Consider the following 25,557-nt stretch of genomic DNA (forward strand, 5'->3'; position numbering starts at 1 on the left):
ACCGTTCCCCTTTTCTACTCACGCCTCTTTGACCTGAACGTTCAGCGTCGCTGTCACTTCGTTGTGTAGCTTCAATGGTACCTTCGTAAAGCCGAGTGCCTTGATTGGGTGCTCGAGCTCGATTTTACGTTTGTCGATTTTGTAACCCATGCTCTTGAGTGCTTCCGCGATCTGTTTGCTTGTGACAGAACCGAAGACACGACCGCCTTCACCGGCTTTCGTCGAGACGACGATCGTCTCTTTTTCGATTTTCTCTTTTAACGCTTGCGCGTCAAGCAAGTTCTGTTTCGCTTCTTCTGCTGCTTTACGTTCATGTGCTTCATGTTGCTTCAAGTTACCAGTCGTCGCAGGACGCGCCAACTTTTTCTTGAAGAGTACGTTATTTGCATAAGCATCGGCCACGTCTTTGACGTCTCCTGCTTTACCTTGTCCTTTTACATCTTGTAAGAAAATAACCTTCATTCTGATTCCTCTCCTTTTGTCTCATCTTCTAGATATTGATCGATCGCTTTACGCAACGCATCCGCGACCGTGATGACCGATTCTGACATCTGTGTCGCCGCGTTCGTCAAGTGACCGCCGCCTCCGAGCGTCTCCATGATCAACTGGACGTTGACTTCTCCAAGCGAACGGGCACTGATCGCTGTCCGTCCGTCTTGAAGTTCCGCGATGACGAAGGCAGCACGAATGCCTTGAAGCGACAACAATTGATCGGCCGCTTGTGCGATCAAGACTTGATCGTGAATGACGCCAGGTTCTGCTGTCGCAATCGCCATCCCTTTCGTATAGACCTCGGACCGCTCGAGGATATGTGACTGCTCAACGTACGTCTCAAGATCCTGACTGAGGAACTCTTGCACGAGCACCGTGTCAGCACCTTGTGAACGCAAGTAAGATGCAGCATCGAACGTCCGCGAGCCGGTCCGAAGCGCAAAGCCTTTCGTATCGACGATGATTCCGGCAAGTAACGCCGTCGCCTCAAGCATCGATAGCTTCTGATTCGTCGGCTGGTACTCGATTAACTCGGTGACGAGTTCTGACGTCGACGATGCGTAAGGCTCGAGATAAACGAGGACCGCGTCTTCGATGAAATCCTCTCCACGCCGGTGATGGTCAATGACGACCATATGCTCGAATCGATCGAGTAACGTCGGCACGACGACGAGCGACGGTTTGTGTGTATCGACGACGACGAGTAACGTCTGATCGTCGATCAACTGATCCGCTTGAAACGCATTGACGAACCGTGTCTCGAGTTGTGGTACTTCAGCGATCTCGTCCATCATCCGGCGAATCCCGCGACCGATTTCTTCTGGCGGTAAAACGATATGCGCTTCCTTATCGTTCATTTCCGCAAGCTTCAAAATGCCGATCGCTGATCCGAGTGCATCCATATCCGGATTCTTATGCCCCATGATCAGGACACGGCTTGATTCCTGCATTAAGTCACGAAGCGAGTTAGCGATGACCCGTGCCCGGACACGTGTCCGTTTTTCTGTCGGATTCGTCTTGCCACCATAGAAGCGGACTTTCCCGTCGCGTTTGATGACGACTTGGTCGCCTCCCCGGCCTAGCGCGAGATCGAGACTCGACTGAGCCATCAGACCAAGCGAAGGAATCGGATCACTACCGCAACCAATTCCGATCGACAGCGTCAACTGGACACCACGCTGACTCGTCTCTTCGCGCACGATATCAAGAATCGTGAACTTCGATCGTTCAAGAATCCGTAGATTCTCTTCTGTCGTGACGATGAAGTATCGATCAGATGCGGTTCGTTTGATATACGTTCCGTGTTCGGCTGCCCAGTGATTCAACAGTTGCGTAACTCGGCTGTTCAACTCACTGCGCAACTGATCTTCGATACCTTGTGTCATCTCATCGTAGTTATCGAGATAGATAACGCCGATGACCGTCTGATTATCGACGAGTTGTTGTTCGACTTGTGCTTCTTCTGTCATATCGAACAGATAGAACGTCCGATTCTCATGATTTGAAAAGACGCGATATACGGCATCACCGATTTCAAGCGTCGCTTGGTCCTCGTTCGTCGCGACCATCTCGATGAATAAGGGATCGAGCTCATTGAGCGTCTGTCCCATCGCTACATCATCAAAGATGTCCCGCATCGGATCATTGAACCAGGTGACGAGGGTTTCCTCATCGTATAACAAAATCCCGATTGGCATGTTCGTCAACGCATCTTGTCCCGTCTCCTCGACTTGCATCGAGATTCCGGCGACATACGCCTCCCATGCCCTGCGTGCACGGCGTTCTTCGAATAGGTGCAATCCGAAGAGGAGGGCAGTCACGACGGCTCCGATAGCGGAGATGATCGGTTCACGTACAGCGACGACGAGAAGCAGACCGACGATTAATAGATACGGAATGAAGCGAACGATGCGTCGTTCTCGTTCCGGTGATACTTGTTGACCTGACTCCATCGTGTCCTCCTTATATGCTCTATAGGGTTCATTTAAATTTTTAGTAACTTGTTTATTATAACCGAAAAGCAGGAGGGGATGAAAGGGAAGCGAAAAAAAGCACCATCCTCACGCATGAGGATGGTGCTACGAAATCAGTCAGCCACGTATGGGATTAAAGCCATTTGACGTGCGCGTTTGATTGCGATTGTAAGTGGACGTTGGTATTTCGCTGAAGTACCAGTCACACGACGTGGAAGAATCTTACCGCGTTCCGAAATGAAACGTTTGAGAAGTTCTACGTCTTTATAATCGATATGAGTGATGTGGTTCGACGTGAAGTAACATACTTTACGACGACGTTTTCCACCTGGACGACGTGCCATGTGATTAACCTCCTTTTTAACTTGGATTTTTCAGGACGATTTCCTTAGAACGGGAGATCGTCGTCTGAAAGGTCGATCGAACTACCGCCGCTGAACGGATCAGCGCCGAAGCCCGAATTCGATGAAGCGGGTGCTGGCGAGGAAGAGTTGTTCTGCTGTTGCTGTGAACCCCATCCTGCAGCATTCCCGTTTCCACCAGTAGATGAAGCGTAGCCTTCGCTACCATCCGAAGAACGGCTCGCGTTACGTGACTCAAGGAAGCGGACGCTATCAGCGACGACTTCCGCACGATAACGGCGTTGCCCTTCTTTATCGTCGTAGCTGCTAATCTGGAGGCGACCCTCTACACCAGCAAGACTACCTTTCTTCAAATACTGAGCAACGTTCTCTGCTTGCTTGCGCCAAACGACGCAATCGATGAAATCAGCTTCTCGCTTCCCATCTTGCCCTGTGAAAGGACGGTCACATGCGAGTGTGAATCGCGTTACCGCAATCCCGCTCTGCGTATAACGCATTTCCGGGTCACGAGTTAACCGACCGACTAAAACGACGCGGTTAATCATCAGAATCACTCTCCTGTTTCAGCTTATTTCTCGTCTTTTGTGATCATTAAGCGAACGATATCGTCACTGATCTTCATGAGACGGTCAAGTTCTTTTGTAGCTGCTGGTTCAGCAGAAACGTTAAGAAGAACGTAGAACCCTTCACGCATATCATTGATTTCGTAAGCGAAACGACGTTTACCCATTTCAGTTGTTTTATCAACTGTACCACCGTTATCAGTGAGGACTTTGTTGAAACGCTCCACTGTTGCTTTGCGTGCTTCCTCATCAAGTTCCGGACGGATGATGTAAAGTACTTCGTATTTACGCATATCTGTCACCTCCTCTTGGACTGGCGGCTCGAATGTTCGAGCAAGGAGCAATAATTCATTACTCACATTCGTTAATACTACCAAAGTATTTTGCTTTATGCAATAACGATTCGTTTTCGATTAGACGTTGAAACGGAATGTGACGACATCGCCGTCTTGGAAGACATATTCCTTACCTTCTGAACGGTAACGTCCTTGTTCCTTGACTGTAGCCATGTTGCCTGCTGCTGCTAAATCTTCGTACGAAACGACTTCTGCACGGATGAATCCACGTTCGAAGTCCGAGTGGATGACACCCGCACATTGTGGAGCTTTCATCCCTTTTTTGAACGTCCAAGCGCGTACTTCTTTTTCACCTGCTGTGAAGTATGTCGCAAGACCAAGCGTGCTGTATGCTGCATGGATCAATTGATCAAGACCTGATTCTTCGATTCCGAGATCGACGAGGAACTCTTGACGTTCTTCTGGCTCAAGCTCCGCAATCTCTTCTTCGATCCGAGCACAGATGACGATGACTTCAGAACCTTCTTTTTCTGCGAATTCGCGTACGAGACGGACATTTTCGTTATTGTCAGCATCTGCGACTTCATCTTCGCCGACGTTTGCGACGTAAAGCATCGGTTTCATCGTCAACAATTGGAAGTGTTTGACGAGAGCTGCTTGATCTTCGTTCAATTCAGCGAGACGTGCTGGTTTCTCGTCTTCGAGTAATGCTTGCACGATTTCAAGTGCTTCGAGTTCAGCCGCTGCGTTTTTATCGCGTGACTTGACTTGTTTTTGGACACGCTGAATCCGTTTTTCGACTTGCTCGAGGTCTGCGAGGATCAATTCGAGGTTGATCGTCTCGATATCATCGATCGGTGAGACTTTCCCGGCCACGTGTGTGATGTTTTCATCGACGAAACAACGCACGACCTGACAGATCGCATCTACTTCACGAATGTTCGCGAGGAATTTATTTCCGAGACCTTCCCCTTTAGACGCGCCTTTTACGATACCCGCGATATCCGTGAATTCGAATGCTGTCGGGATCGTCTTTTTCGGGTTGACGAGTTCCGTCAATTTCCGAAGACGTGCATCTGGTACTTCAACGACACCGACATTCGGGTCGATCGTTGCGAACGGGTAGTTCGCTGCCTCTACACCTGCTTGTGTGATGGCGTTAAAAAGTGTTGATTTTCCTACGTTTGGTAAGCCAACGATTCCTGCTGTTAATCCCACTTGGAATTCCTCCTTTTCGGTATTTCCTAGGAAATCCGTGCTAGCGGCCGCAGTGGGTAGAATGATTACACCACGTCAGCACATCTTTCACAATTATAGATAGTTCAATTTTTTTAAGCAAGGAGCTCGACCGTCTTTTTTACTCACGTCCTAACCGAACGCAACCGCTCCACTTAGGCAAGACAACAAAAAAAGCGAATCTAATCACGAGGATCAGATCCGCTTTTCATTACTCTGGTAAGACTTTTTTCAATCGTTTATCAAAATCACGACGTGGCATCAAGATGCTTGCCCCGCAACCTTGACATTTGATTCGGATATCCATGCCGACCCGAATGATTTGCCATCGGTTCGTACCACATGGATGCTGCTTCTTCATCTCAACATAATCATGGAGTTGATACGTTTTTGGAATCATCCGTTTGTCCACCATTCTTTTGTTCTGGATTCATCATGACCATCCGTGGATACGGGATCTTGATGTTCTCTTCTTCGAGTCCTTGCTTCAATTCTTTCCGGATCAGACGACCAGCTTGGAAATGTTGCATCGGTGGTACTTCTGCCATCAAACGATAGACGACTTCAGAAGGGCCAAGTGTCTGGACGCCAAGCATCTGGATTGGTTCGACGAACATATCGACATACTTCTTCGTCGTCCGGTCAGCGATCTCATGCAAGACTTGTTCGACCCGCTCGAGATCTTCGTCATAGGAGACTTGGACGTCGACGAGTGCAAAACTGTTGTCGACCGAATAGTTCGTCACTTGCAAAATCTGACCGTTCGGGATGATGTGGATCTCCCCGTTGAGTCCTTTGAGTTTCGTCGTCCGGATCCCAAGTTCCGTGACGACCCCTTCAATCACACCGACGCGTACATAATCTCCGACTTTGAACTGGCGTTCGAAGATGATGAACGCTCCGGTAATGATATCTTGCACCAAGTTCTTCGCACCGAACGAAATCGCAAGACCGGCGATTCCGGCACTGGCAACGAGACCGGTGATGTTGATACCGAACTGACTGAGCACCGTCAACAACATGACGATTCCGAGCACGTAACGAATCGCATTTTGGAGCAACTTCAGTAATGTCTCGTTCTGTCGTTGCGCCAAGTAGTCCTGTTCATTGATTTTCCTGATCGTAAAGAGACGCGAGACTGCCCCAGTCAAAACGCGCGTTAACACATAGAACGCCGCGATGATGATGAGCGCAATCAGTAATTTCATCCCAAAACGAATCCACATATCCGCATCCATTACTTGATTGATTAGTTTATCGACTTGGGCGACGGATTCTTGTACATCTTGATTGGTAGCCATTCTCTCATCCTTTCTTGTTCTCTCTATTACGACAGTATACGTGATTTTAATTGAGTTTCAACCAATGAGCCGATTTTGACGTTAGATTTTCGCAAAAACCGGGAAAGGAAAATCATCTAAGAACCCTTCACTCTTGCCAATCCACCACGACACCGACACCAAGAGAAGAAAGGATGATTTCGATGAATTTCCGCTTTCATTCGCACGAGCCCAAGCCTTATTCTTTCTTTTTAGAATATACGGAACCGTTCGCGAAAGAACGCTTAGCCGAACAATTATTCGAACAAATCTCCGCAGTCCAGGAAAAACGACCAATCGTACTCGTTTGCATTGGTTCTGATCGTTCGACGGGCGACTCACTCGGTCCACTTGTCGGAACATTCCTTGAAAAACAAGCACCTGCTCATCTCCACGTTTACGGTACACTCGCTAAACCCGTCCATGCACTGAATCTCGCTGAAACGATTCACTCGATCCAAACGACCCATTACCGTCCGCTCGTCATCGCAATTGATGCGTGTCTTGGTCGGCTTTCAAGTGTCGGGCATGTCTTTTTCTCAGAAGGTCCACTCGCACCCGGTGCCGGCGTTCAAAAAGAATTGCCAGCGGTCGGTGACTTCAACATTAAGGCCGTCGTTAACGTCAGTGGCTTCATGGAGATGATGATTCTCCAAAATACACGGTTACATCTCGTTTATGAACTAGCAGAACTCGTCGCGAACAGTTTCCACATGCTTGATGCGAAACTATCCGCTGAATCGACACGGACGACGATTTCCTTCACGCCACGTTCGATGTAATCAAAAAGAAGCGAACCGTTACCGGAACGCTTCTTTTTCATTGATCCGATTCAGGTAATAACAAATCGAGCAACCGATTGAGGTCGTCTTCATCTGCAAAATCAATCTCGAGTTTCCCTGCTTGTTTACCTTGTTTGATCCGAACCGTCGCTCCGTATTTTTCGCGAAGCGACTCTTCGACGAATTGCACAGCGGTCGCTTGTTGCGGACGCGTGGATTCTTTCCGTTCCCGAAGCGCCTGCTCTAATCGACGGACGTTCCAGTTTTCCGCCATGACGCGTTCTGCCATCTGCTCGATCTTCTTTGGATGCTTCAGCGACAATAGGGCACGGGCATGTCCCATCGATAGCCGCTCATCCATCACCGCTTGTTGAACGAGTAACGGCAATTGTAGTAACCGAAGACTGTTCGTGATATGCGAACGACTTTTGCCAACACGCTGCGCAAGCTCTGCTTGCGTGATGCCGAATTCCTCGATCATCTCCGCATACGCCATCGCCTCTTCAATCGCGGATAAATCCGCCCGTTGGATGTTTTCAATCAAAGCGAGCTCCATCACGCGTGTCTCGTCTGCTTCGATCACGAGGACCGGTACACGTTCGAATCCTGCGCGACTCGCTGCTTGATACCGTCGTTCGCCGGCGATGATTTCATAATAGCCATCACGTGGTCGGACGACGATCGGTTGGATCATCCCGTGTCGAACGAGTGATTGAGCGAGTTCTTCTAATGCTTTTTCATTGAATCGTTTCCGGGGTTGAGTCGGATTCGGGCGAATCGCCCGAACAGGTAATTCGTTCACTTGCCTTCTCTCCTAAACGTAGCGGAAGGCACGACCGCTTATTCCGGACGTGCCTTCACGATGCGAATCCGCACCTCTACATATTCTTCACAATCGACTTCTTCTTTTTCAATCGTCAATCCGGTTTGCTCGATCATATCGACGGAATCGCGAAGGGTATTTAACGCAATCCGTGTATCTCGAGCAAAGCTCTTATGACGTTTTTTCTTCGGTGGCTGTGGTGTCATCAATCGTTCCACCCGGCGCTCCGTCTCCTTGACGTTCCATTCCCGTTCCAGAATTTCAGCGAGTACCGTTACTTGTAGCGCTTCATCCTTGAGCGGCAATAACGCACGGGCATGACGCTCCGTGATCGTCCGTTGCTTCAACGCTTCCCGGACATCCGTTGGCAATCGAAGCAAACGCAATTTGTTAGCAATCGTCGATTGACTACGTCCGAGCTTACGGGCTAACACCTCTTGCGTGATGTCTTGTAACGCAAGCAAGCGCTCATAGGCTTCCGCTTCTTCGATTGGTGTCAAATCTTCGCGTTGCAGATTTTCAATCAATGCCAGTGAAGCAGTCGTCTCGTCCGTCATCTCTTTGACGATGGCAGGAATCGTTTCCCAACCAAGCGAGCGCACTGCCCGGTATCGTCGTTCTCCCGCAATGATTTCGTATCCTGTTCCTTGTTTTCGAACGACGATCGGCTGGAGTAATCCATGCTCTTCGATCGTAACGGCTAGCTCTTCAATTCGGTCCCCATCAAACACTGTCCGTGGTTGGAACTGGTTCGCGACAAGTTCTGTCAATGGTAATTCCTGAACCGTCTCTTGTGGGTCAAGCTCGATCGTAGCAGGTTGCCCTCCCTTACCGAGCAGCTTGGCAATTGCATTTCTCACGTTGGCGCACCTCACCTTTATCAGTCATCGTTTCACGTGAAACGGTGTTTAGCTTAATGGATCTTTTGCAGGCGTACCCGCTTTACGCGGATATTTCCCGGGTGTTGTTCGTTTTTTATCTACAATAACGATATTACGCTCACTTTCCTCGCCTGGCAATTGGAACTGGAAACTTTCCCGTAAATTCCCACCGAGTACTTTTAAGGCAATCGCACCATCCTCGAGCTCTTCACTGACTTTCGCTGCCTTCAAGGCAACGAATTGACCCCCGACTTTCGCAAGCGGTAGGCAATATTCCGCGAGAACGGACATCCGGGCGACCGCACGTGCTGTCACGACATCAAACCGTTCGCGGAATTGTTTATTTTTACCGAACTCTTCGGCGCGTCCATGATGGAACGCGACACCTTCGAGTCCGAGTTCCGTCGCCAAATGATTCAGGAAGCCGATTCGTTTGTTCAGTGAATCGACGATCGTCACTTGGAGATGTGGGAACATGATCTTGATCGGCAGACTTGGGAAACCAGCGCCCGCTCCGACATCACAAACCGTCGTGACCGTCGTGAAATCGAAATAGAATGCTGCTGTGATCGAATCATAGAAGTGCTTGAGATAGACATCTTCTTCGTCCGTGATCGCCGTCAGGTTCATCTTTTCATTCCACTCGACGAGCAGTTCATAATACCGTTTGAATTGATGCAACTGATGTTCTGAGACCTCAAGTCCCTGTGCTGCCAATGCTGTTACGAATTGCTGTTGGTTCATCTCGTTCACTCCGCAGTCAATGCGTATTGGCCTTGCTCGATGTAGACAAGCAGGATCGAGATATCAGACGGGTTTACCCCTGAGATCCGGGATGCTTGTCCGATCGAGAGCGGACGCACTTGGTTTAGTTTTTGTTTCGCTTCAATCGCTAATCCACTGATCGCATCGTAATCGAGACGATCCGGAATCCGTTTTTGCTCCATCCGCATCATTTTTTCGACTTGATCGAGTTGTTTATCGATGTAGCCGGCATATTTGACTTGGATTTCGACTTGTTCTGCTGCTTCTGCAGACAGTGGTGTTTCTGGTGGTGTCATCTGCGCGATCATCGCATACGTGATTTCCGGGCGTTTCAGCAACGTGATCGCATGCAGAGCTTCCTTGAGTGGTGATGCACCAATTGCTTCTAGCTGTGCATTCACGTCCGCTGTCGCTTTGATGACGACCTTCTCAAGACGTTTCATCTCAAGACGGATTTGTTCTTGTTTATCGAGCAACTTCGCTTGGCGCTCTTCCGAGATCAATCCGAGTTCATGTCCGATTTCCGATAGACGAAGATCCGCATTATCATGACGGAGCAACAACCGATACTCGGCACGTGACGTCAAGAGGCGGTACGGTTCGTTCGTACCTTTCGTAACGAGATCATCGATCATGACACCGATATAGCCTTGTGAACGTGACAAGATAAGTGGTTCTTTGCCTTGGACTTGTAGTCCGGCATTGATCCCTGCCATGATCCCTTGTCCTGCCGCTTCCTCATAACCACTTGTTCCGTTGATTTGACCCGCTGTGAATAAACCAGGAACACGTTTTGTCTCGAGCGTTGGCCATAGTTGTGTTGGAACAACGGCATCGTACTCAATCGCATAACCAGGACGCATCATTTCTGAATTCTCAAGCCCAGGAATCGAACGGAGAATATCGTGTTGAACGTCTTCCGGTAAACTTGTCGATAATCCTTGCACGTAGACTTCTTCCGTATCGCGACCTTCTGGCTCAAGGAAGATTTGGTGACGCGGTTTATCGTTGAACCGGACGACCTTATCTTCGATTGATGGGCAATAACGTGGACCTGTTCCTTTGATCATCCCAGAGAACATTGGTGAGCGGTGCAGGTTCGCATCGATCAACTGATGCGTATACTCCGTCGTATACGTCAACCAGCATGGGATCTGTTCCGTGATCATCTGAGTCGTTTCATGACTAAATGGAAGTGCTACTTCGTCACCTGGTTGCATCTCCGTCTTCGAGTAGTCAATCGTTTTCCCGTCGATTCGTGGTGGTGTACCTGTTTTGAAACGTGCGAGCTCAAATCCGAGTTCTTCAAGATGTTTCGATAGATTGATCGATGGCATCTGATTGTTCGGACCACTCTCGTATGACAATTCACCGATGATGATTTTTCCGCGCATGAACGTTCCTGTCGTGATGATGACCGCTTTCGCCCGGTACTCCGCCCCTGTATTCGTGACGACACCGACACAACGTCCTTCGTCGTCAATCAATAACCGTTCGACGAGCGCTTGACGTAAGAGCAGATTCGGTTCATCCTCGAGTGCTTTTTTCATTCGGTTTTGGTATTCGAATTTATCTGCCTGTGCCCGTAGTGCTCGCACGGCAGGACCTTTTGATGTGTTTAACATTTTCATTTGAATATACGTTGCATCGATCGCGCGTGCCATCTCACCACCGAGCGCATCGATTTCCCGGACGACGATTCCTTTTGCAGGACCACCGATCGACGGGTTGCAATACATGAATCCGACCATATCGGGATTCATTGTCAACATGACCGTTTTCGAGCCCATTCGTGCCGCAGCAAGAGAGGCTTCGATGCCGGCATGTCCGGCTCCGACGACGATGACGTCGAATTCACCTGCTTGATAAGCCATAGTACTGGTTCCTCCTTCTTATTCCACACGCAGTCGTCTCGAATTATTTCCCGAGACAGAACTGCGAAAACAACTGATCCAATAAACTATCCTGTGCTGTATCACCATTGATTTCGCCAAGCGTATCCCACGCTCGTCGTAAATCGATCTGTACCATGTCGATCGGCATCGCTGCTTCTGCTGCACCGAGAGCATCTTCAATCATTTGACTCGCTCGTTTGATGAGCTGGATGTGACGCGCATTTGAGACGTACGTCATATCCTGACTTTCGACACCCTGTTCAAAGAACAGACTCGCAATCGCTGCTTCGAGATCGTTGACGCCTGCTTCTTCGAGTAAGGATGTCGTGACGATTGGTCGACCATCAGCAAGCTCCGTGACACGCGCTAAGTCAATCTGTTGCGCCAAGTCACTCTTGTTGACGATGATGATCGCGTTCATCCCTTTGATTGCTTCAAACAGCAAGACGTCCTCATCCGTCAGAACATCATTCCCGTTTAGGACGAGTAAGATTAAATCGGCCGTCTTCAAAGCCTGACGCGACTTTTCAACACCCATCCGTTCGACGATATCTTCCGTCTCGCGAATCCCTGCCGTATCAATCAACTTCAACGGTACACCGCGAACATTGACGTACTCCTCGATCGTATCGCGTGTCGTTCCCGCGATATCCGTGACGATGGCCTTTGCTTCTTGCACCAATGTGTTGAGCAAAGACGACTTTCCGACGTTCGGACGACCGATGATCGCTGTGGATAACCCTTCGCGCAAGATTTTTCCTTGGCGTGCCGTTGTTAATAACTCTGCCAAAATCGCGCGGACAGCACCAGCATCACGTTCGACGATCTGTTGCGTCATCTCTTCTGCATCGTATTCCGGGTAATCGATGTTGACTTCGATCGCAGCAATCGTCTGTAACAATTGTTGACGTAAGTCTTGGACGAGTTTTGAGAGACGTCCTTCAATCTGACTGACGGCGACATGCATCGCTCGGTCCGTCTTCGCTCGGATCAGATCCATGACGGCTTCCGCTTGTGATAAATCGATTCGTCCGTTCAAGAACGCACGTTTCGTAAATTCACCAGGTTCCGCCAGCCGGACTTCCGGTTGGGCGAGGATGAGTTCGAGGACACGATTGACCGCGACGACTCCTCCATGACAATTCAATTCGATGACATCTTCACGTGTAAACGTCTTTGGTGCGCGCATGACACTCACCATTACTTCATCGACGACACGGTCCGCCTCATGGTCGACCAATTTCCCGTAATGAATCGTATGGGTTGGTACTTCCGTCAAGCGGTTGCTCCCTTTGTAAACACGGTCGGCTACAGCGACTGCATCAGGACCTGATAAGCGCACGATCGCAATCGCCCCTTCTCCCATCGGCGTCGAAATCGCGGCAATCGTATCAAATTCCATCATCCGTTCTTCCACCTCGTTTTTCTTCTGTCTTTTTATGAGTATTTAATCCTTAATCATTGCAATGGGTATAACGAAACAACTATACACGAAATGACGCAAAAGAAAAAGAGCGACACTCTGTCAAAACAAAGCGTCGCTCTTCACGTATTAGCGTTTCTTTTTCGATTTTTTAGGAGCCGGTGCTGCTTGTGCCGCTTCTTTTTCACGTTTAGCAGCCATTGTCGCTTCCGTCTGCAACTTAATCTTTTCACGCATTGGCTTCATGATGACGATCGTGACGATGATCGAGAAGATGTAACCGACGACCCAGTAAAGCGAAAGGGCAGATGGGAGTGTAACACCCATGATGAAGATCATGATTGGGAAGACGTAAAGCATGATTTTCATTTGTGGGTTGTCTTCTTGACCTGCCATCGAGATCTTTTGTTGCAGATACGTTAGTACAGCAGACATGATCGGCAAGATGAAGAATGGATCCGGTTTCCCAAGGTCGAACCAGAGGAACGTGTGTTGGAAAATAGCTGGTGTATAAATGATGGCATTGTAGAACGCGATCAAGATCGGCATTTGGATCAAGATCGGTAAACAGCCTGCAAGTGGATTGACGTTATGCTCTTGGTAAAGCTTCATCATTTCCTGTTGCAATTTCTGTTGCGTCTCTTGGTCTTTTGAGCTGTATTTCTCACGAAGCTTCATCATTTCCGGTTGAATGACTTGCATTCCACCCATACTCTTCGTTTGTTTAATCATCAATGGAAGGATGACAAGACGAACGAGAAGTGTCGTAATGATGATTCCAATACCGTAATCACCGCTAAAGAACTGTGAAATCTCACGAATCAACCACGCCATCGGCCAAACGAAGTAATGTTTCCAAAAACCTTCTGTGTCTGCTGTGATCGGTTCACCAGTACCATACGAACTAGGTGTACAGCCGGATAATACGATCGCGAGCACGGACATGAGTCCGAGAGTTAACCAAATCTTAGTTCTCTTGTTCATAATTCCTCCTAGAAATTGTTTACGCTTTGTCGAACGCCATCTTCTTCTATAGTAAGGCAAGGAAAGGGAGCGCCGTACAAATCAACAGGATGCATTGCTACGATTCATTTTTTTGATCGCATCCAGACACCGGAACGTTTGAGCACGTGACGGAGACTGTCAGCCACTTCTTGCGCGGTCATCTTCGCGGCCGGATTGCGCGCGATGATCACCAAATCATAATTCGGGGCAATCGAGGCTTCATGCTGCTGGCATGCTTCCCGAAGATACCGTTTTACCTGATTCCGGACGACGGCATTCCCGATTTTCTTACTGACGGATAAACCAACCCGAAAGTGAGTCTGTTGCTCCTTTTTCAAGGCATACACGACAAATTGCCGATTTGCGACAGAGGCTCCTTTAGTAAACACCGCTTGGAACTCCTTGTCTTTCTTGACGCGGTATTCCTTCTTCACCTTATTCACACTCCATCCTGACACTACGAAAATTCGTCGTCTCTCATCATATCATAGAATAAACATGCGACGCGATAGGGCGCATGTGACAAAAGCACGAACACACGAAAAAACATAAAAAAAAATCACCTCGGATCATGCCCGAAGTGATGGATGCATCAATGCATTAGACAGTCAAGGCTTTGCGGCCCTTAAGACGGCGAGCAGCCAAGATACGGCGGCCACTCTTCGTAGCCATACGCGCACGGAATCCGTGAACTTTTTTACGCTTACGGTTGTTTGGGTTGAAAGTTGGTTTCATTCGTCTGCACCTCCTTTAAAAGATCTTTATAACCAATTGTTATTTTCTACTTTAAGGCAGTCTTGTACATTATATAAACTGATTGTGGCATTGTCAATGAAAGTTCAGAAGATTTCTTGTCCTGCTTAAGGGATTTCTGGTTCGAAAACAGGCGATAGGATTCGACTGCGCAAACTCTATTACGCGATAGAATACATATCGATCATGGAGGGGATGTTTGTAGACTTATCCACCTATCCACAGACTTATCCACATTATCCACACTTTCCGTGGATAACTCTTCACTTTGTCTACAATAGTATTTTTTAAAATCGACGTCAATCCTCGATTTTCGATTCCTTTTTTCGTCCTCTTTCGTATTTTGTGAATAACTCTTTTTCAACGCTTCCTCTTTCGAAAAGTTATCCACCTCTTATCCACAATTTATCCACACTATCCACAGCTTGTGGGTAACTACCTGTGGACGGTTTAATTTACTTGTGGATAAATCATTCCAACCATTGCCAGGGCTCATTTCTTTTGATACACTAATTGTGCATAACATGATCCTGATTGTTCAGGACAAAACAAGTTATACACACCCTGTGGATAACTTTATACACAGATTCAACTGCCTGTGGATAACGTTATCCACAGTTTTTACGTTATGGGGATAAGTCGAGTTTCTTCATTAACTTTGTCTGTGTATAAGCCTGTGTACAAAAATTTTCTATCTTGATAAAAAAAGGGGGGTATTTATGAAAAACGCTGCCGAACTTTGGCATAATGTCTTATCTGTGATCGAGGAAGAGGAACGAACACCGAAAGCTAGTTATGATATGTGGTTGAAATCCACAGAAGGCGTCACGCTAAATGGAACGACACTACTCGTTTCAGCACCAGCTGCATTTACGGTGACATGGCTCGAGCGCCAGTACTTATCTTTACTCGAAGACACAGTTGAGGAAGTAACAGGAAGCCGACTCGATATTCAGTTCATTGAAGAGGGACAAGCGAAGAAAATGCTCGATCGACAAGAAGAGGAACGTGTTGAGGCAACACCGACTCCGAAATCGCGTCCATCGAACATGCGGAGACCAACAGAGGAATTGACGATGAGTGAACTCGGACAATTAAATGAGAAGTATACGTTCGATACATTCGTCATCGGATCGGGGAACCGTTTTGCGCATGCCGCTTCACTCGCTGTTGCGGAAGCGCCTGCTAAAGCATACAATCCGCTTTTCATCTATGGTGGCGTTGGTCTTGGCAAAACCCATCTGATGCATGCCATTGGACAGTACGTTCAAGATCAAAATCTCGGGACACGGATTGCCTATGTCTCTTCTGAACGCTTTACGAATGACTTCATTAACTCCATCCGCGATAATAAAACGGTTGAGTTTCGAAATAAATACCGTAACATCGATGTCCTCTTAATTGATGACATTCAGTTCCTTGCGGGCAAAGAACAGACGCAAGAAGAGTTTTTCCACACGTTCAATGCCCTGCACAACGACCAAAAACAAATCATCATCTCAAGTGACCGACCACCAAAAGAGATTCCAACGCTTGAAGATCGGCTTCGTTCTCGTTTTGAATGGGGATTGATCACAGACATCACGCCACCGGATCTCGAGACACGGATTGCGATTTTACGGAAAAAGGCGAATGCGGAGCAGCTTGACGTCTCAAACGAAGTCATGCTCTACATCGCGAGTCAGATTGATACGAACATTCGGGAGCTCGAAGGGGCGTTGACGCGTGTCATTGCCTATGCGAATCTCGTCGGGCGACCAATCGATCCAAATGTCGCTGCAGAAGCCTTGCATAACATCATGCCGGTCGCTGAACCGCGTAAAGTCACGATTCGTGACATCCAGGAGTCGGTCAGTAAACATTTCAACTTACCGTTTGATGATCTGAAGGCGAAGAAACGAACGAAATCGATTGCCTTCCCACGTCAAATCGCGATGTATCTTTCGCGTGAGATGACAGAAAGCTCTTTACCGAAAATCGGAGAAGAATTCGGGGGACGCGACCATACGACCGTCATTCATGCCCATGAAAAAATCAGTATGTTGATCAAATCGGACGGGGAAACAGGCAAAGTCATTGAACAAATCAAACATGAATTAAAGCATTCGTAAAACTGTGGATAAACATGTGGATAAAGTAGGGTAGTTATCCACAACTTATCCACACCGTTTTTGGCTTTATATCAAGTTATCCACCGACTTATCCACACTATCCACAGCCCCTAAGACTATTATTAAAAAAATATATTATTATGTTATGATGGGCGCATGCCCATTATTTTCGAGAGGAGTCTAACGACGATATGCATATCACCATTCAACGCGAAGCTTTAATTCAAGCAGTACAAGATGTAGCCAAGGCGGTCTCATCCCGCACGACGATTCCGATTCTGACAGGAATCAAACTCGAAGCTCATGGAGATGGTATGACGCTGACAGGAAGCGATACAGAAATCTCGATTGAACGGACGATCTATGCAGAAGAGAATGGAACATCTTATGTCACGGTTCACCGTGCTGGTAGTGTCGTCTTGAATGCCCGCTTCTTCGGCGATATCGTCAAAAAGATGCCAAAAGACGAAGTCACACTCGAAGTCTCACCGAACTTCATGACACGGATTCAATCAGGAACAGCGGAATTCCATTTGAACGGTCTTGATCCAGATGAGTTCCCACGCCTTCCGCAAGTCGATGGGGGACAACGTTTCCGTTTACCGGCTGATCTCTTACGTTCGATGATTCGCCAAACAAGCTTTGCTGTCGCTGTTCAAGAAACACGTCCTGTTCTGACAGGTGTGAACTTCTCAGCTGACAAAGGCATCTTGACGTGTGTCTCAACAGATAGTCACCGTCTAGCTCTTCGTCGTGCTCAGTTTGAGACAGATACGGACATCTCGTTCCAGAACGTCATCGTTCCAGGGAAGAGCTTAAATGAATTATCGAAGTTGCTTGGGGATGGTCATGTGGATATCACGATCACGAACCAACAAATCTTGTTCAAGATGAAGCACGTCCTCTTCTTCTCGCGTCTACTCGACGGAAACTATCCGGATACATCACGCTTGATTCCAGAAGAGTACCGGACAGCTGTCCGCATGAACGCGAAAGAATTGCTCCAAGCGATCGATCGCGCGTCACTGCTTGCACGTGAAGACCGTAACAACGTCATCAAGTTCGCAGCTGAAGGAACGACAGCGGTCGAGATCTCTTCACATTCACCAGAAGTCGGGAAAGTCTCGGAGCAAGTCAGCATCCTGTCGCTTGAAGGAGAAGAGCTGAAAATCTCGTTCAACTCGAAGTACATGATGGATGCCTTGAAGGCGCTTGACGCGACAGATATCGAAATCCAGTTCACGGGTTCGATTCGTCCATTCATCTTGCACCCAGTCGATCAAGATAACGTCCTGCAACTGATTCTTCCAGTCCGGACGGCGTAAGTATAAACACGAAATACGTGATAAGACGGGTTCGATCGTTTCGACATCGGACCCGTCTTTTTCGTATACCGTATATACGTTCGGGGATTTTGCTAAATCGCTCAATGTTTAGTACAATAAAGAGTACGTCATTTATAATATGTAGGTAGGAGGAGTCAATCCATGCAAGAAATCAGAATTACAACGGAATACGTCACATTAGGGCAGTTCCTGAAGCTATCGGATATCATCTCAAGCGGAGGACAAGCTAAACCGTTTTTAGCAGAGGTACCGATTCTAGTCAACGGCGAGGTCGATCAGCGACGTGGTCGTAAATTACGGGATGGAGACATCATTGATGTAGAAGACTACGGTCAGTTCATCATCAAGAACGAGGGCAACTAACGTGCGGCTGGATTCAGTCCGACTCAGTCATTATCGCAACTATGACGCACTCGAACTGTCATTCTCCGAAAAAACGAATGTCCTGATTGGTGAAAATGCACAAGGGAAGACGAACTTACTGGAAGCGATCTATGTTCTTGCTCTCGCGAAGTCGCACCGGACGACGCATGACAAGGAACTGATCGGTTGGGACCAAGAAACAGCGCGCGTCGAAGGACGTGTCGTCAAGCGGACCGGCTCCCATGTCCAAGAGATCGTCATCTCGGGTCGCGGGAAAAAAGCAAAGCTGAATCATCTAGAGCAACGACGCTTGAGTGATTATGTCGGGGCACTGAACATCGTTTTATTCGCCCCGGAAGATTTGCATATCGTCAAAGGCAGTCCACAAGTCCGCCGGCGATTTCTCGATATGGAGATCGGTCAAGTCAGTCCGGTCTATCTGCATGAATTGAGCCAGTACCTGAAAGTGTTGAAGCAGCGGAACGCATTGCTGAAACAACTGTCCATGAAGGGAGGAGACGAGACCTTCCTTGATATCTTGACGGAGCAAATGATTACGCTAGCCGTTAAAATCGTTCAGCGCCGGCATCATTTCATGGCCCAGCTCGAAAAATGGGCACGACCGATTCATGACGGAATCAGTCGTGGACAGGAAGAACTCGCGCTCATCTATCGTTCGGACACATTCGGCGACGAATTACTCGATGTCGAAGGAATGACTGCGTCCTACACGCGGAAGTTTGGTAAAATAAAAGAAAATGAAATCCGAAGAGGAGTTACGTTGTTTGGACCACATCGCGATGACTTCGAGATGGAAGTCAATGGACGAAACGTCCAAACGTATGGTTCACAAGGACAACAACGGACAGCAGCCCTCTCGTTAAAGCTTGCGGAGATCGAATTGATTCATGAGGAAGTAGGGGAATATCCACTTCTTCTGCTCGACGATGTCTTATCCGAACTTGATGATCATCGTCAAACACATTTGCTCGATACGATGCAACAAAAGGTCCAGACGATCCTGACGACGACAAGCGTCGACGGGATTGCGCATGAAACGATCAACCAAGCGAAGTTGTTCCACGTGAAACAAGGGACGGTCGATTTGGAAGAGACATCATATAAAGAAACAGTAGGTGAGAAAACCGATGAGTAATCATGAAGATATGGAATTGGAACAAGGGTACGGTGCCGATCAGATTCAAGTACTTGAAGGATTAGAAGCAGTTCGTAAACGTCCAGGGATGTATATCGGCTCGACGGCATCAAAGGGTCTCCATCACCTCGTATGGGAGATCGTCGATAACTCGATTGATGAGGCGCTCGCAGGATACTGTGACACGATCAAGGTGACGATCGAACCAGGGAACTCGATCTTAGTCGAGGATAATGGACGCGGTATTCCAGTCGACATTCAAGAGAAGATGGGTCGTCCTGCCGTTGAGGTCATCCTAACAGTCCTCCACGCCGGTGGTAAGTTCGGCGGCGGCGGATATAAAGTATCGGGCGGATTACACGGTGTTGGGGCTTCGGTCGTTAACGCTCTGTCGACGAAACTTGAAGTGTTCGTCAAACGGAACGAGAAACTGTATTACCAAGCGTACCATCGCGGTGTACCAGCGCAAGATCTCGAAGTCATCGGAACATCAGAAGAGACAGGAACGACGATTCGTTTCTTCCCAGACGGTGAGATTTTCCAAGAGACGCTCGAGTATGACTATGATTTGCTAGCGACACGCCTTCGCGAGCTTGCTTTCTTGAACAAAGGCCTGAAGATCATCATCACGGACGATCGTGCAGATGAGCCGATGACACGTAGCTTCCACTATGAAGGTGGAATCAAGTCCTACGTCGAGCACTTGAACCGTTCAAAAGAAGTCGTTCATGCGGAACCTGTCTATGTACACGGTACAAAGGATGGCATCGAAGTCGAAGTCGCGCTTCAGTACAACGATGGATTTGCGTCAAACATCTACTCGTTCACGAACAACATTCCGACGCATGAGGGTGGTACGCATGAGACGGGCTTTAAGACAGCTCTGACACGCGTCATCAATGACTATGCGAAGAAGTTCGGTTTGATGAAGGATGCGGACGGTACGTTATCCGGTGAGGACGTGCGTGAAGGAATGACCGCGATCGTTTCCGTCAAACACCCGAACCCACAGTTCGAAGGTCAGACGAAAACGAAACTCGGGAACTCCGACGCGCGTACGGTTACGGATTCACTCTTCTCTGGTGCATTTGAGCAGTTCATGCTCGAAAACCCGACGAACGCACGCGCAATCGTCGAAAAAGGGATGATGGCGTCGCGCGCCCGCATGGCAGCGAAACGCGCCCGTGAACTGACACGCCGTAAAGGTGTTCTCGAAGTGAGCTCACTACCGGGTAAACTGGCTGACTGTTCATCACGTGATGCGTCGATTTCCGAATTGTACATCGTTGAGGGTGACTCGGCGGGTGGTTCTGCAAAATCCGGACGCGATCGTCATTTCCAAGCAATCTTACCGATTCGCGGTAAAATCTTGAACGTTGAGAAAGCACGTCTCGATAAGATTCTCGGAAGCAATGAGATTCGGACGATCATCACGGCACTCGGAACAAGTATCGGTTCTGAGTTCAATATCGAAAAAGCACGCTATCACAAAGTCATCATCATGACCGATGCCGATGTCGATGGTGCCCACATTCGGACACTCTTGTTGACGTTCTTCTACCGTTACATGCGTCCGCTTGTCGAGCATGGGTATGTCTATATCGCTCAGCCACCGCTATACGGGATCAAACAAGGGAAGAACATCACGTACGTGCATAACGAACGTGAATTGACAGAGGCGCTTGCAGCGCTTCCTGAAAACGCACGGTACGACATTCAGCGCTACAAAGGTCTTGGGGAGATGGATCCAGAGCAACTTTGGGAAACTACGATGGATCCAAGTGGTCGTCAAATGTTGCGTGTCGAGCTTCAAGATGCAATCGAAGCAGATGAAGTCTTTGATATCTTGATGGGAGATCAAGTCGAACCACGACGCGACTTCATTCAATCACACGCACATTACGTCAAGAACCTGGATATTTAACGCTGAACAGAGAGGGTGGCCAGAAGCATGTCCGAACAAAATCACGGAATCATCAAGGATATTAATATCAGTCAAGAGATGCGTACGTCCTTCATGGACTACGCGATGAGCGTCATCGTCGCACGTGCTCTTCCGGACGTACGGGACGGCTTAAAACCCGGACACCGCCGGATTCTCTATGCGATGAACGACCTCGGTATTCGTGCCGATAAACCACATAAAAAGTCTGCCCGTATCGTCGGGGAAGTCATCGGTAAGTATCACCCGCACGGGGATTCTGCCGTCTATGACACGATGGTCCGCATGGCGCAAGACTTCAGCTACCGTTACGAACTCGTCGATGGACACGGAAACTTCGGGTCTGTCGATGGGGACTCGGCGGCTGCAATGCGATATACGGAAGCTCGTATGTCAAAAATCGCGATGGAGATCGTTCGCGATATCAACAAAAACACAGTCGATTTCAAAGATAACTACGATGGTTCGGAACGCGAACCGGAAGTCTTACCGTCACGCTTCCCGAACTTACTCGTCAACGGTTCGAGCGGGATCGCGGTCGGGATGGCAACGAACATTCCACCACATCAGCTTGGCGAAGTCATCGATGGTGTCTTAGCATTGTCTCACGATCCAGAAATCACGATCCAAGAACTGATGCAACACATTCCGGGACCTGATTTCCCGACAGCTGGTGAAATTCTTGGTCGTAGCGGGATTCGTCGCGCTTATGAGACAGGACGTGGCTCAATCATCGTTCGCGCGAAAGCTGAAATCGAACAGACGAAAAAAGACCGGGAACGGATCATCGTGACGGAGCTGCCTTATCAGGTCAATAAAGCCCGCCTCGTTGAAAAGATTGCCGACCTCGTTCGCGAGAAAAAGATCGAAGGTATCACCGATTTACGAGATGAGTCAGATCGCCGCGGTATGCGCATCGTCATGGAAATCCGTCGTGACGCAAATGCGAGCGTCATCTTAAACAACTTGTATAAGCAGACGTCGATGCAAACGACGTTTGGTGTCAATATGCTAGCGATCGTCGGAGGACGTCCGAAAACATTGACGCTCAAGGAAATGCTTTATCATTACCTCGAGCATCAAAAAGAAATCGTGCGTCGTCGGACACAGTTCGATCTCGAAAAAGCAGAAGCACGTGAACACTTACTCGCTGGTCTACGGATTGCACTCGATCATTTGGATGAAGTCATTCAAATCATCCGCGGGAACCGGACAGCGGACGCAGCACGTGAACAGTTGATGGAGCGTTTTGCGTTATCCGAGAAACAATCACAAGCGATTCTTGATATGCGCTTGCAACGCCTGACAGGTCTTGAGCGGGAGAAAATTGAAGCAGAGTATGACGAAATCATGCAATTGATCGCGGAACTGAACCGCATCCTTGCGAGTGAGGAAGTCTTGCTTGATTTGATCCGGACAGAACTTGAGGAGTTGAAAGAACGTTTCAACGACGAACGTCGGACGGAAATCCGCATGGACCACATCGAATTCGAAGACGAAGATTTGATTCCGGAACAGGATATCATCATCACGTTGACAAGCAGTGGCTACATCAAACGGATGACGACGGATTCGTACCGGACACAACGCCGCGGCGGACGTGGGGTTCAAGGAATCGGAACGAACGACGAGGATTACGTCACGCGTCTCTTGTCTTGTTCGACGCACGATACGATCCTATTCTTTACGAACCGCGGGAAAGTCTACCGGATTCGTGGATATGAAGTACCAGAGATGAGCCGGACATCAAAAGGTGTGCCGATCATCAACCTCATCCAAATCGAACGCGACGAAAAGGTCGAGACGATGATTCCAGTCAATTTCAAACGTTATCTCGAGGAGCAACAAGCAACTGAAGCACCTGTCGAGGTGATTGAAGGAGAGATTGAAGAGACGGAAGAAACGCTTGAAACGGAAGAAGTCGTTCAAGATGAGCAAAAATCATTGATCTTCATGACACGTAAAGGACGCGTCAAACGTTCACCGTTGTCTGCGTACGCACGGATCAACAAAAACGGTTTGATCGCGATTCGATTGTTTGAAGACGATGAGTTGACATCGGTTCGTCTCGCATCGACGGACGATGAAGTCTTTGCTGTTTCAACAAGCGGGAAAGCGATTCGTTTCCCAATCACGAATGTCCGCTCGATGGGACGTGGCGCTCGTGGTGTCAAAGCGATGACGTTACGTCCAGACGATTTCGTCGTCGGGATGGAACTTGCACGTGATGCTCAAGATGTTCTTGTCATTACGGAAAAAGGATTCGGTAAACGAACACCGATGACCGAGTTCCGTAGCCAGTCTCGTGGTGGTAAAGGATTGATCGCGAGTAAGGTGACAGAACGCGTCGGTCAAATCGTTGCCATGCGAATCGTTGATGTCGACGATGACATCATGATCATGACAGAGAGCGGGATCGTCATTCGGACAGACTCGCAATACATTTCACGTGTCGGCCGGAATACCCAAGGGGTGAAGGTCATTCGAATTGAAGAAGGTGACCGTGTTGCAACGGTTGCGAAACTGAAACGCGAAGAGACTGATGAAATGGAAGAAGACACGGATATCGTGTCTGAAGAGAATGTAGTCGAATCGGATGCTTCAGAAGAAGCGGAAGAATAAGCAAGACGTCAGCAAGGAAGCAGCAGAGTGATACTACTCTGCTGCTTTTATCTACATATATAGAAAGAAGAGAAAGGAACGAAGCGATATGCGAGTGGCAAGTGACCAATTACGCATCGGGGATCGTTTGACAGAATCCATCTATTTACATACGGATCATCCGATCGTAGAAGCAGGGAAAAAAATAGGAAGCGATGAGTTACGACGAATCCAGCGTTTTTTAATTAAGGAAGTCGTCATTGAAGATCGACCTGATTTCAGTAAAGATGAACAAGTGCAGACTGAAACAGTTGAAGCCCATGTGGAACATCCATTTGAAGAATTTATTCGCTTTTACAATAAAGTCTTCATGTCATGGGAACAAGGAATGAAGCCGAATGTATACGAAGCATTGAGTTGGGTCAAACAGTCCGTTCCAGAACGGATTACGAGACAAGATGTCTTACCATTCTTCCTAGAGCGGGGAACGGAAGCTTATACAGTGCGACATGCCATTTATCGAGGGGCAATTGCGCAAATGCTGGCGGAAGCAGTCGGAAAAGAACGGAAAATGATTCATGAGTTGTGGACCGCATCCTATTTTGCAGACTATGGACTAGCGCGAATCATGGAATGGCGTCACACGAAACGATATGAAGCGATGCAACAAGAAATTTTTCAACGTCACCCGGCTATGGCGTATCAAGCCTTGCAAAAGGAGACGATCATCTCTGATACAGTAAATCGTTTAATTGTTCAACATCATGAACGTTTAGATGGAACAGGTTACCCTTTAAAGGTAAAAGGAGATAAGATCGCAGATCACACACGGTTATTCATCGTAGCGGATGTCTTTGCTGCAATGACGAGTTGGCGTCCGTATCGGGAAGCTTATACGCCGTTTGATGCCTATCGTCATTTGAAAGCAAGACCGATGCAATATTGCTCAAAGTATGTATTGTTGCTCGGACAATTACTTCTACCAATAGAAGTCGGTGATCGCGTGCTGATGAGTAACGGAAAGATTGCAACCATCACGCGAAAGAATCCAGTCTTTGATCGACCTGTCATTTCTTATGAAGAACAAGGACGGATGACGATCATTGATTTAATGGAAGAACGACAACATAGTATTATTCAGTTGATGGATTAATAGGGAATAAACAGCCTCTTGAGACGGAATCGCAAGGTTCAAGAGGCTTGTTCATGATTTTAAAAACAATTTTAAAATAAGTGTTGCACAATAATAAAACGCATGATATATTATTACATGTCCTTAACAACGACAAGCGCTTGAAACAAACGAGAAAACAATTTGAAAAAAGTTGTTGACTTCTTGTTTCAGACTTGGTATTCTAATTGAGTCGCCAAAACAGGCGCGGACGAACTTTGAAAACTGAACGATGAGGCAAAAATCGTATTCTACGGAATACAAAAACGAATGAAGCGCAAGCTTCGTCAATCGTGACT

The 25,557-nt window shown here is 48.0% G+C and carries 24 protein-coding genes; 8 read left to right on the forward strand and 16 right to left on the reverse strand.

The features are described from left to right. Positions 1-18: 18 nt before the first annotated feature. From rplI to KNQ06_RS14395, 8 genes are all read right to left on the reverse strand, one after another. Positions 19-462 (reverse strand): 50S ribosomal protein L9, encoded by a 444-nt coding sequence (gene rplI / locus KNQ06_RS14360; RefSeq protein WP_023469847.1) that lies wholly within the window; start codon positions 460-462, stop codon positions 19-21. Then, positions 459-2,444: a DHH family phosphoesterase gene (locus tag KNQ06_RS14365; RefSeq protein ID WP_215148641.1), complete on the reverse strand. Its 1,986-nt coding sequence runs from the start codon at positions 2,442-2,444 to the stop codon at positions 459-461. The genes rplI and KNQ06_RS14365 overlap by 4 nt, the downstream gene beginning before the upstream one ends. A gap of 134 nt (positions 2,445-2,578) precedes the next feature. Next, positions 2,579-2,809: a 30S ribosomal protein S18 gene (rpsR, locus tag KNQ06_RS14370; protein WP_023469849.1), complete on the reverse strand. Its 231-nt coding sequence runs from the start codon at positions 2,807-2,809 to the stop codon at positions 2,579-2,581. A gap of 44 nt (positions 2,810-2,853) precedes the next feature. After that, positions 2,854-3,372: a single-stranded DNA-binding protein gene (ssb, locus tag KNQ06_RS14375; RefSeq protein ID WP_023469850.1), complete on the reverse strand. Its 519-nt coding sequence runs from the start codon at positions 3,370-3,372 to the stop codon at positions 2,854-2,856. 23 nt (positions 3,373-3,395) lie between these two features. After that, the gene (gene rpsF, locus KNQ06_RS14380; RefSeq protein ID WP_023469851.1) at positions 3,396-3,683 is read right to left on the reverse strand and encodes a 30S ribosomal protein S6; all 288 of its coding nucleotides are present in this window, start codon (positions 3,681-3,683) and stop codon (positions 3,396-3,398) included. 120 nt (positions 3,684-3,803) lie between these two features. Beyond that, the gene (ychF, locus tag KNQ06_RS14385; RefSeq protein WP_023469852.1) at positions 3,804-4,904 is read right to left on the reverse strand and encodes a redox-regulated ATPase YchF; all 1,101 of its coding nucleotides are present in this window, start codon (positions 4,902-4,904) and stop codon (positions 3,804-3,806) included. Between the two features lie 229 nt (positions 4,905-5,133). Next, the gene (locus tag KNQ06_RS14390; protein WP_023469853.1) at positions 5,134-5,322 is read right to left on the reverse strand and encodes a DUF951 domain-containing protein; all 189 of its coding nucleotides are present in this window, start codon (positions 5,320-5,322) and stop codon (positions 5,134-5,136) included. Then, a complete protein-coding gene (locus KNQ06_RS14395) occupies positions 5,294-6,223 on the reverse strand; it encodes a mechanosensitive ion channel family protein (RefSeq protein ID WP_023469854.1) in 930 nt (309 codons plus the stop codon). Before KNQ06_RS14395 ends, KNQ06_RS14390 begins: the two co-directional genes overlap by 29 nt. A 182-nt stretch (positions 6,224-6,405) precedes the next feature. Between KNQ06_RS14395 and yyaC the strand changes: the two genes are divergently transcribed. After that, positions 6,406-7,023 (forward strand): spore protease YyaC, encoded by a 618-nt coding sequence (gene yyaC / locus KNQ06_RS14400; protein WP_034786343.1) that lies wholly within the window; start codon positions 6,406-6,408, stop codon positions 7,021-7,023. Positions 7,024-7,060: 37 nt separating this feature from the next. Here the strand turns inward: yyaC and KNQ06_RS17115 are convergent, their stop codons facing one another. From KNQ06_RS17115 to rpmH, 8 genes are all read right to left on the reverse strand, one after another. Beyond that, positions 7,061-7,825: a ParB/RepB/Spo0J family partition protein gene (locus KNQ06_RS17115; RefSeq protein WP_035395440.1), complete on the reverse strand. Its 765-nt coding sequence runs from the start codon at positions 7,823-7,825 to the stop codon at positions 7,061-7,063. Between the two features lie 38 nt (positions 7,826-7,863). Then, entirely contained in the window at positions 7,864-8,706 is an 843-nt protein-coding gene (gene noc, locus KNQ06_RS14410; RefSeq protein WP_023469857.1) for a nucleoid occlusion protein, read from the reverse strand. A 48-nt stretch (positions 8,707-8,754) separates the two neighbouring features. Beyond that, positions 8,755-9,471 (reverse strand): 16S rRNA (guanine(527)-N(7))-methyltransferase RsmG, encoded by a 717-nt coding sequence (gene rsmG / locus KNQ06_RS14415; protein ID WP_023469858.1) that lies wholly within the window; start codon positions 9,469-9,471, stop codon positions 8,755-8,757. Between the two features lie 5 nt (positions 9,472-9,476). Continuing rightward, positions 9,477-11,366 carry a tRNA uridine-5-carboxymethylaminomethyl(34) synthesis enzyme MnmG gene (mnmG, locus tag KNQ06_RS14420; protein WP_215148643.1) on the reverse strand — a complete coding sequence of 630 codons (1,890 nt, stop codon included), beginning with the start codon at positions 11,364-11,366 and terminating at the stop codon, positions 9,477-9,479. Between the two features lie 43 nt (positions 11,367-11,409). Further along, positions 11,410-12,792 (reverse strand): tRNA uridine-5-carboxymethylaminomethyl(34) synthesis GTPase MnmE, encoded by a 1,383-nt coding sequence (gene mnmE / locus KNQ06_RS14425; protein WP_023469860.1) that lies wholly within the window; start codon positions 12,790-12,792, stop codon positions 11,410-11,412. Positions 12,793-12,939: 147 nt separating this feature from the next. Further along, entirely contained in the window at positions 12,940-13,794 is an 855-nt protein-coding gene (gene yidC, locus KNQ06_RS14430; protein ID WP_023469861.1) for a membrane protein insertase YidC, read from the reverse strand. Positions 13,795-13,898: 104 nt separating this feature from the next. Then, a complete protein-coding gene (rnpA, locus tag KNQ06_RS14435; RefSeq protein WP_023469862.1) occupies positions 13,899-14,249 on the reverse strand; it encodes a ribonuclease P protein component in 351 nt (116 codons plus the stop codon). A 166-nt stretch (positions 14,250-14,415) separates the two neighbouring features. Then, a complete protein-coding gene (gene rpmH, locus KNQ06_RS14440) occupies positions 14,416-14,550 on the reverse strand; it encodes a 50S ribosomal protein L34 (protein ID WP_012371910.1) in 135 nt (44 codons plus the stop codon). Positions 14,551-15,287: 737 nt separating this feature from the next. Here rpmH and dnaA point away from each other — a divergent pair. The 7 genes from dnaA to KNQ06_RS14475 all read left to right on the forward strand — a co-directional run bounded on the left by dnaA (position 15,288) and on the right by KNQ06_RS14475 (position 25,240). Continuing rightward, positions 15,288-16,679 (forward strand): chromosomal replication initiator protein DnaA, encoded by a 1,392-nt coding sequence (dnaA, locus tag KNQ06_RS14445; protein ID WP_023469863.1) that lies wholly within the window; start codon positions 15,288-15,290, stop codon positions 16,677-16,679. A 191-nt stretch (positions 16,680-16,870) separates the two neighbouring features. Continuing rightward, positions 16,871-18,004: a DNA polymerase III subunit beta gene (gene dnaN, locus KNQ06_RS14450; protein ID WP_023469864.1), complete on the forward strand. Its 1,134-nt coding sequence runs from the start codon at positions 16,871-16,873 to the stop codon at positions 18,002-18,004. Positions 18,005-18,166: 162 nt separating this feature from the next. Then, entirely contained in the window at positions 18,167-18,388 is a 222-nt protein-coding gene (gene yaaA, locus KNQ06_RS14455; protein ID WP_023469865.1) for a S4 domain-containing protein YaaA, read from the forward strand. A 1-nt stretch (position 18,389) separates the two neighbouring features. Then, positions 18,390-19,544, forward strand: a complete 1,155-nt coding sequence (recF, locus tag KNQ06_RS14460; RefSeq protein ID WP_023469866.1) for a DNA replication/repair protein RecF — start codon at positions 18,390-18,392, stop codon at positions 19,542-19,544. 10 nt (positions 19,545-19,554) lie between these two features. After that, entirely contained in the window at positions 19,555-21,468 is a 1,914-nt protein-coding gene (gene gyrB / locus KNQ06_RS14465; protein ID WP_200864062.1) for a DNA topoisomerase (ATP-hydrolyzing) subunit B, read from the forward strand. A 27-nt stretch (positions 21,469-21,495) separates the two neighbouring features. Then, a complete protein-coding gene (gyrA, locus tag KNQ06_RS14470) occupies positions 21,496-24,108 on the forward strand; it encodes a DNA gyrase subunit A (protein WP_023469868.1) in 2,613 nt (870 codons plus the stop codon). A gap of 88 nt (positions 24,109-24,196) precedes the next feature. Next, positions 24,197-25,240 (forward strand): HD-GYP domain-containing protein, encoded by a 1,044-nt coding sequence (locus tag KNQ06_RS14475; protein ID WP_050678883.1) that lies wholly within the window; start codon positions 24,197-24,199, stop codon positions 25,238-25,240. Positions 25,241-25,557 lie beyond the last annotated feature (317 nt).

The organism is Exiguobacterium sp. s91, assembly GCF_018618915.1.
GTDB classification, from domain to species: Bacteria; Bacillota; Bacilli; order Exiguobacteriales; family Exiguobacteriaceae; genus Exiguobacterium_A; species Exiguobacterium_A abrahamii.

Excerpts from the sequence above, each read along its gene's own strand:
- rplI (WP_023469847.1), bottom strand. The coding sequence starts at position 462 with ATGAAGGTTATTTTCTTACAAGATGTAAAAGGACAAGGTAAAGCAGGA.
- KNQ06_RS14365 (WP_215148641.1), bottom strand. The coding sequence starts at position 2,444 with ATGGAGTCAGGTCAACAAGTATCACCGGAACGAGAACGACGCATCGTT.
- rpsR (WP_023469849.1), bottom strand. The coding sequence starts at position 2,809 with ATGGCACGTCGTCCAGGTGGAAAACGTCGTCGTAAAGTATGTTACTTC.
- ssb (WP_023469850.1), bottom strand. The coding sequence starts at position 3,372 with ATGATTAACCGCGTCGTTTTAGTCGGTCGGTTAACTCGTGACCCGGAA.
- rpsF (WP_023469851.1), bottom strand. The coding sequence starts at position 3,683 with ATGCGTAAATACGAAGTACTTTACATCATCCGTCCGGAACTTGATGAG.
- KNQ06_RS14390 (WP_023469853.1), bottom strand. The coding sequence starts at position 5,322 with ATGATTCCAAAAACGTATCAACTCCATGATTATGTTGAGATGAAGAAG.
- KNQ06_RS14395 (WP_023469854.1), bottom strand. The coding sequence starts at position 6,223 with ATGGCTACCAATCAAGATGTACAAGAATCCGTCGCCCAAGTCGATAAA.
- yyaC (WP_034786343.1), top strand. The coding sequence starts at position 6,406 with ATGAATTTCCGCTTTCATTCGCACGAGCCCAAGCCTTATTCTTTCTTT.
- rsmG (WP_023469858.1), bottom strand. The coding sequence starts at position 9,471 with ATGAACCAACAGCAATTCGTAACAGCATTGGCAGCACAGGGACTTGAG.
- mnmG (WP_215148643.1), bottom strand. The coding sequence starts at position 11,366 with ATGGCTTATCAAGCAGGTGAATTCGACGTCATCGTCGTCGGAGCCGGA.
- mnmE (WP_023469860.1), bottom strand. The coding sequence starts at position 12,792 with ATGATGGAATTTGATACGATTGCCGCGATTTCGACGCCGATGGGAGAA.
- yidC (WP_023469861.1), bottom strand. The coding sequence starts at position 13,794 with ATGAACAAGAGAACTAAGATTTGGTTAACTCTCGGACTCATGTCCGTG.
- rpmH (WP_012371910.1), bottom strand. The coding sequence starts at position 14,550 with ATGAAACCAACTTTCAACCCAAACAACCGTAAGCGTAAAAAAGTTCAC.
- dnaA (WP_023469863.1), top strand. The coding sequence starts at position 15,288 with ATGAAAAACGCTGCCGAACTTTGGCATAATGTCTTATCTGTGATCGAG.
- dnaN (WP_023469864.1), top strand. The coding sequence starts at position 16,871 with ATGCATATCACCATTCAACGCGAAGCTTTAATTCAAGCAGTACAAGAT.
- yaaA (WP_023469865.1), top strand. The coding sequence starts at position 18,167 with ATGCAAGAAATCAGAATTACAACGGAATACGTCACATTAGGGCAGTTC.
- gyrB (WP_200864062.1), top strand. The coding sequence starts at position 19,555 with ATGGAATTGGAACAAGGGTACGGTGCCGATCAGATTCAAGTACTTGAA.
- gyrA (WP_023469868.1), top strand. The coding sequence starts at position 21,496 with ATGTCCGAACAAAATCACGGAATCATCAAGGATATTAATATCAGTCAA.
- KNQ06_RS14475 (WP_050678883.1), top strand. The coding sequence starts at position 24,197 with ATGCGAGTGGCAAGTGACCAATTACGCATCGGGGATCGTTTGACAGAA.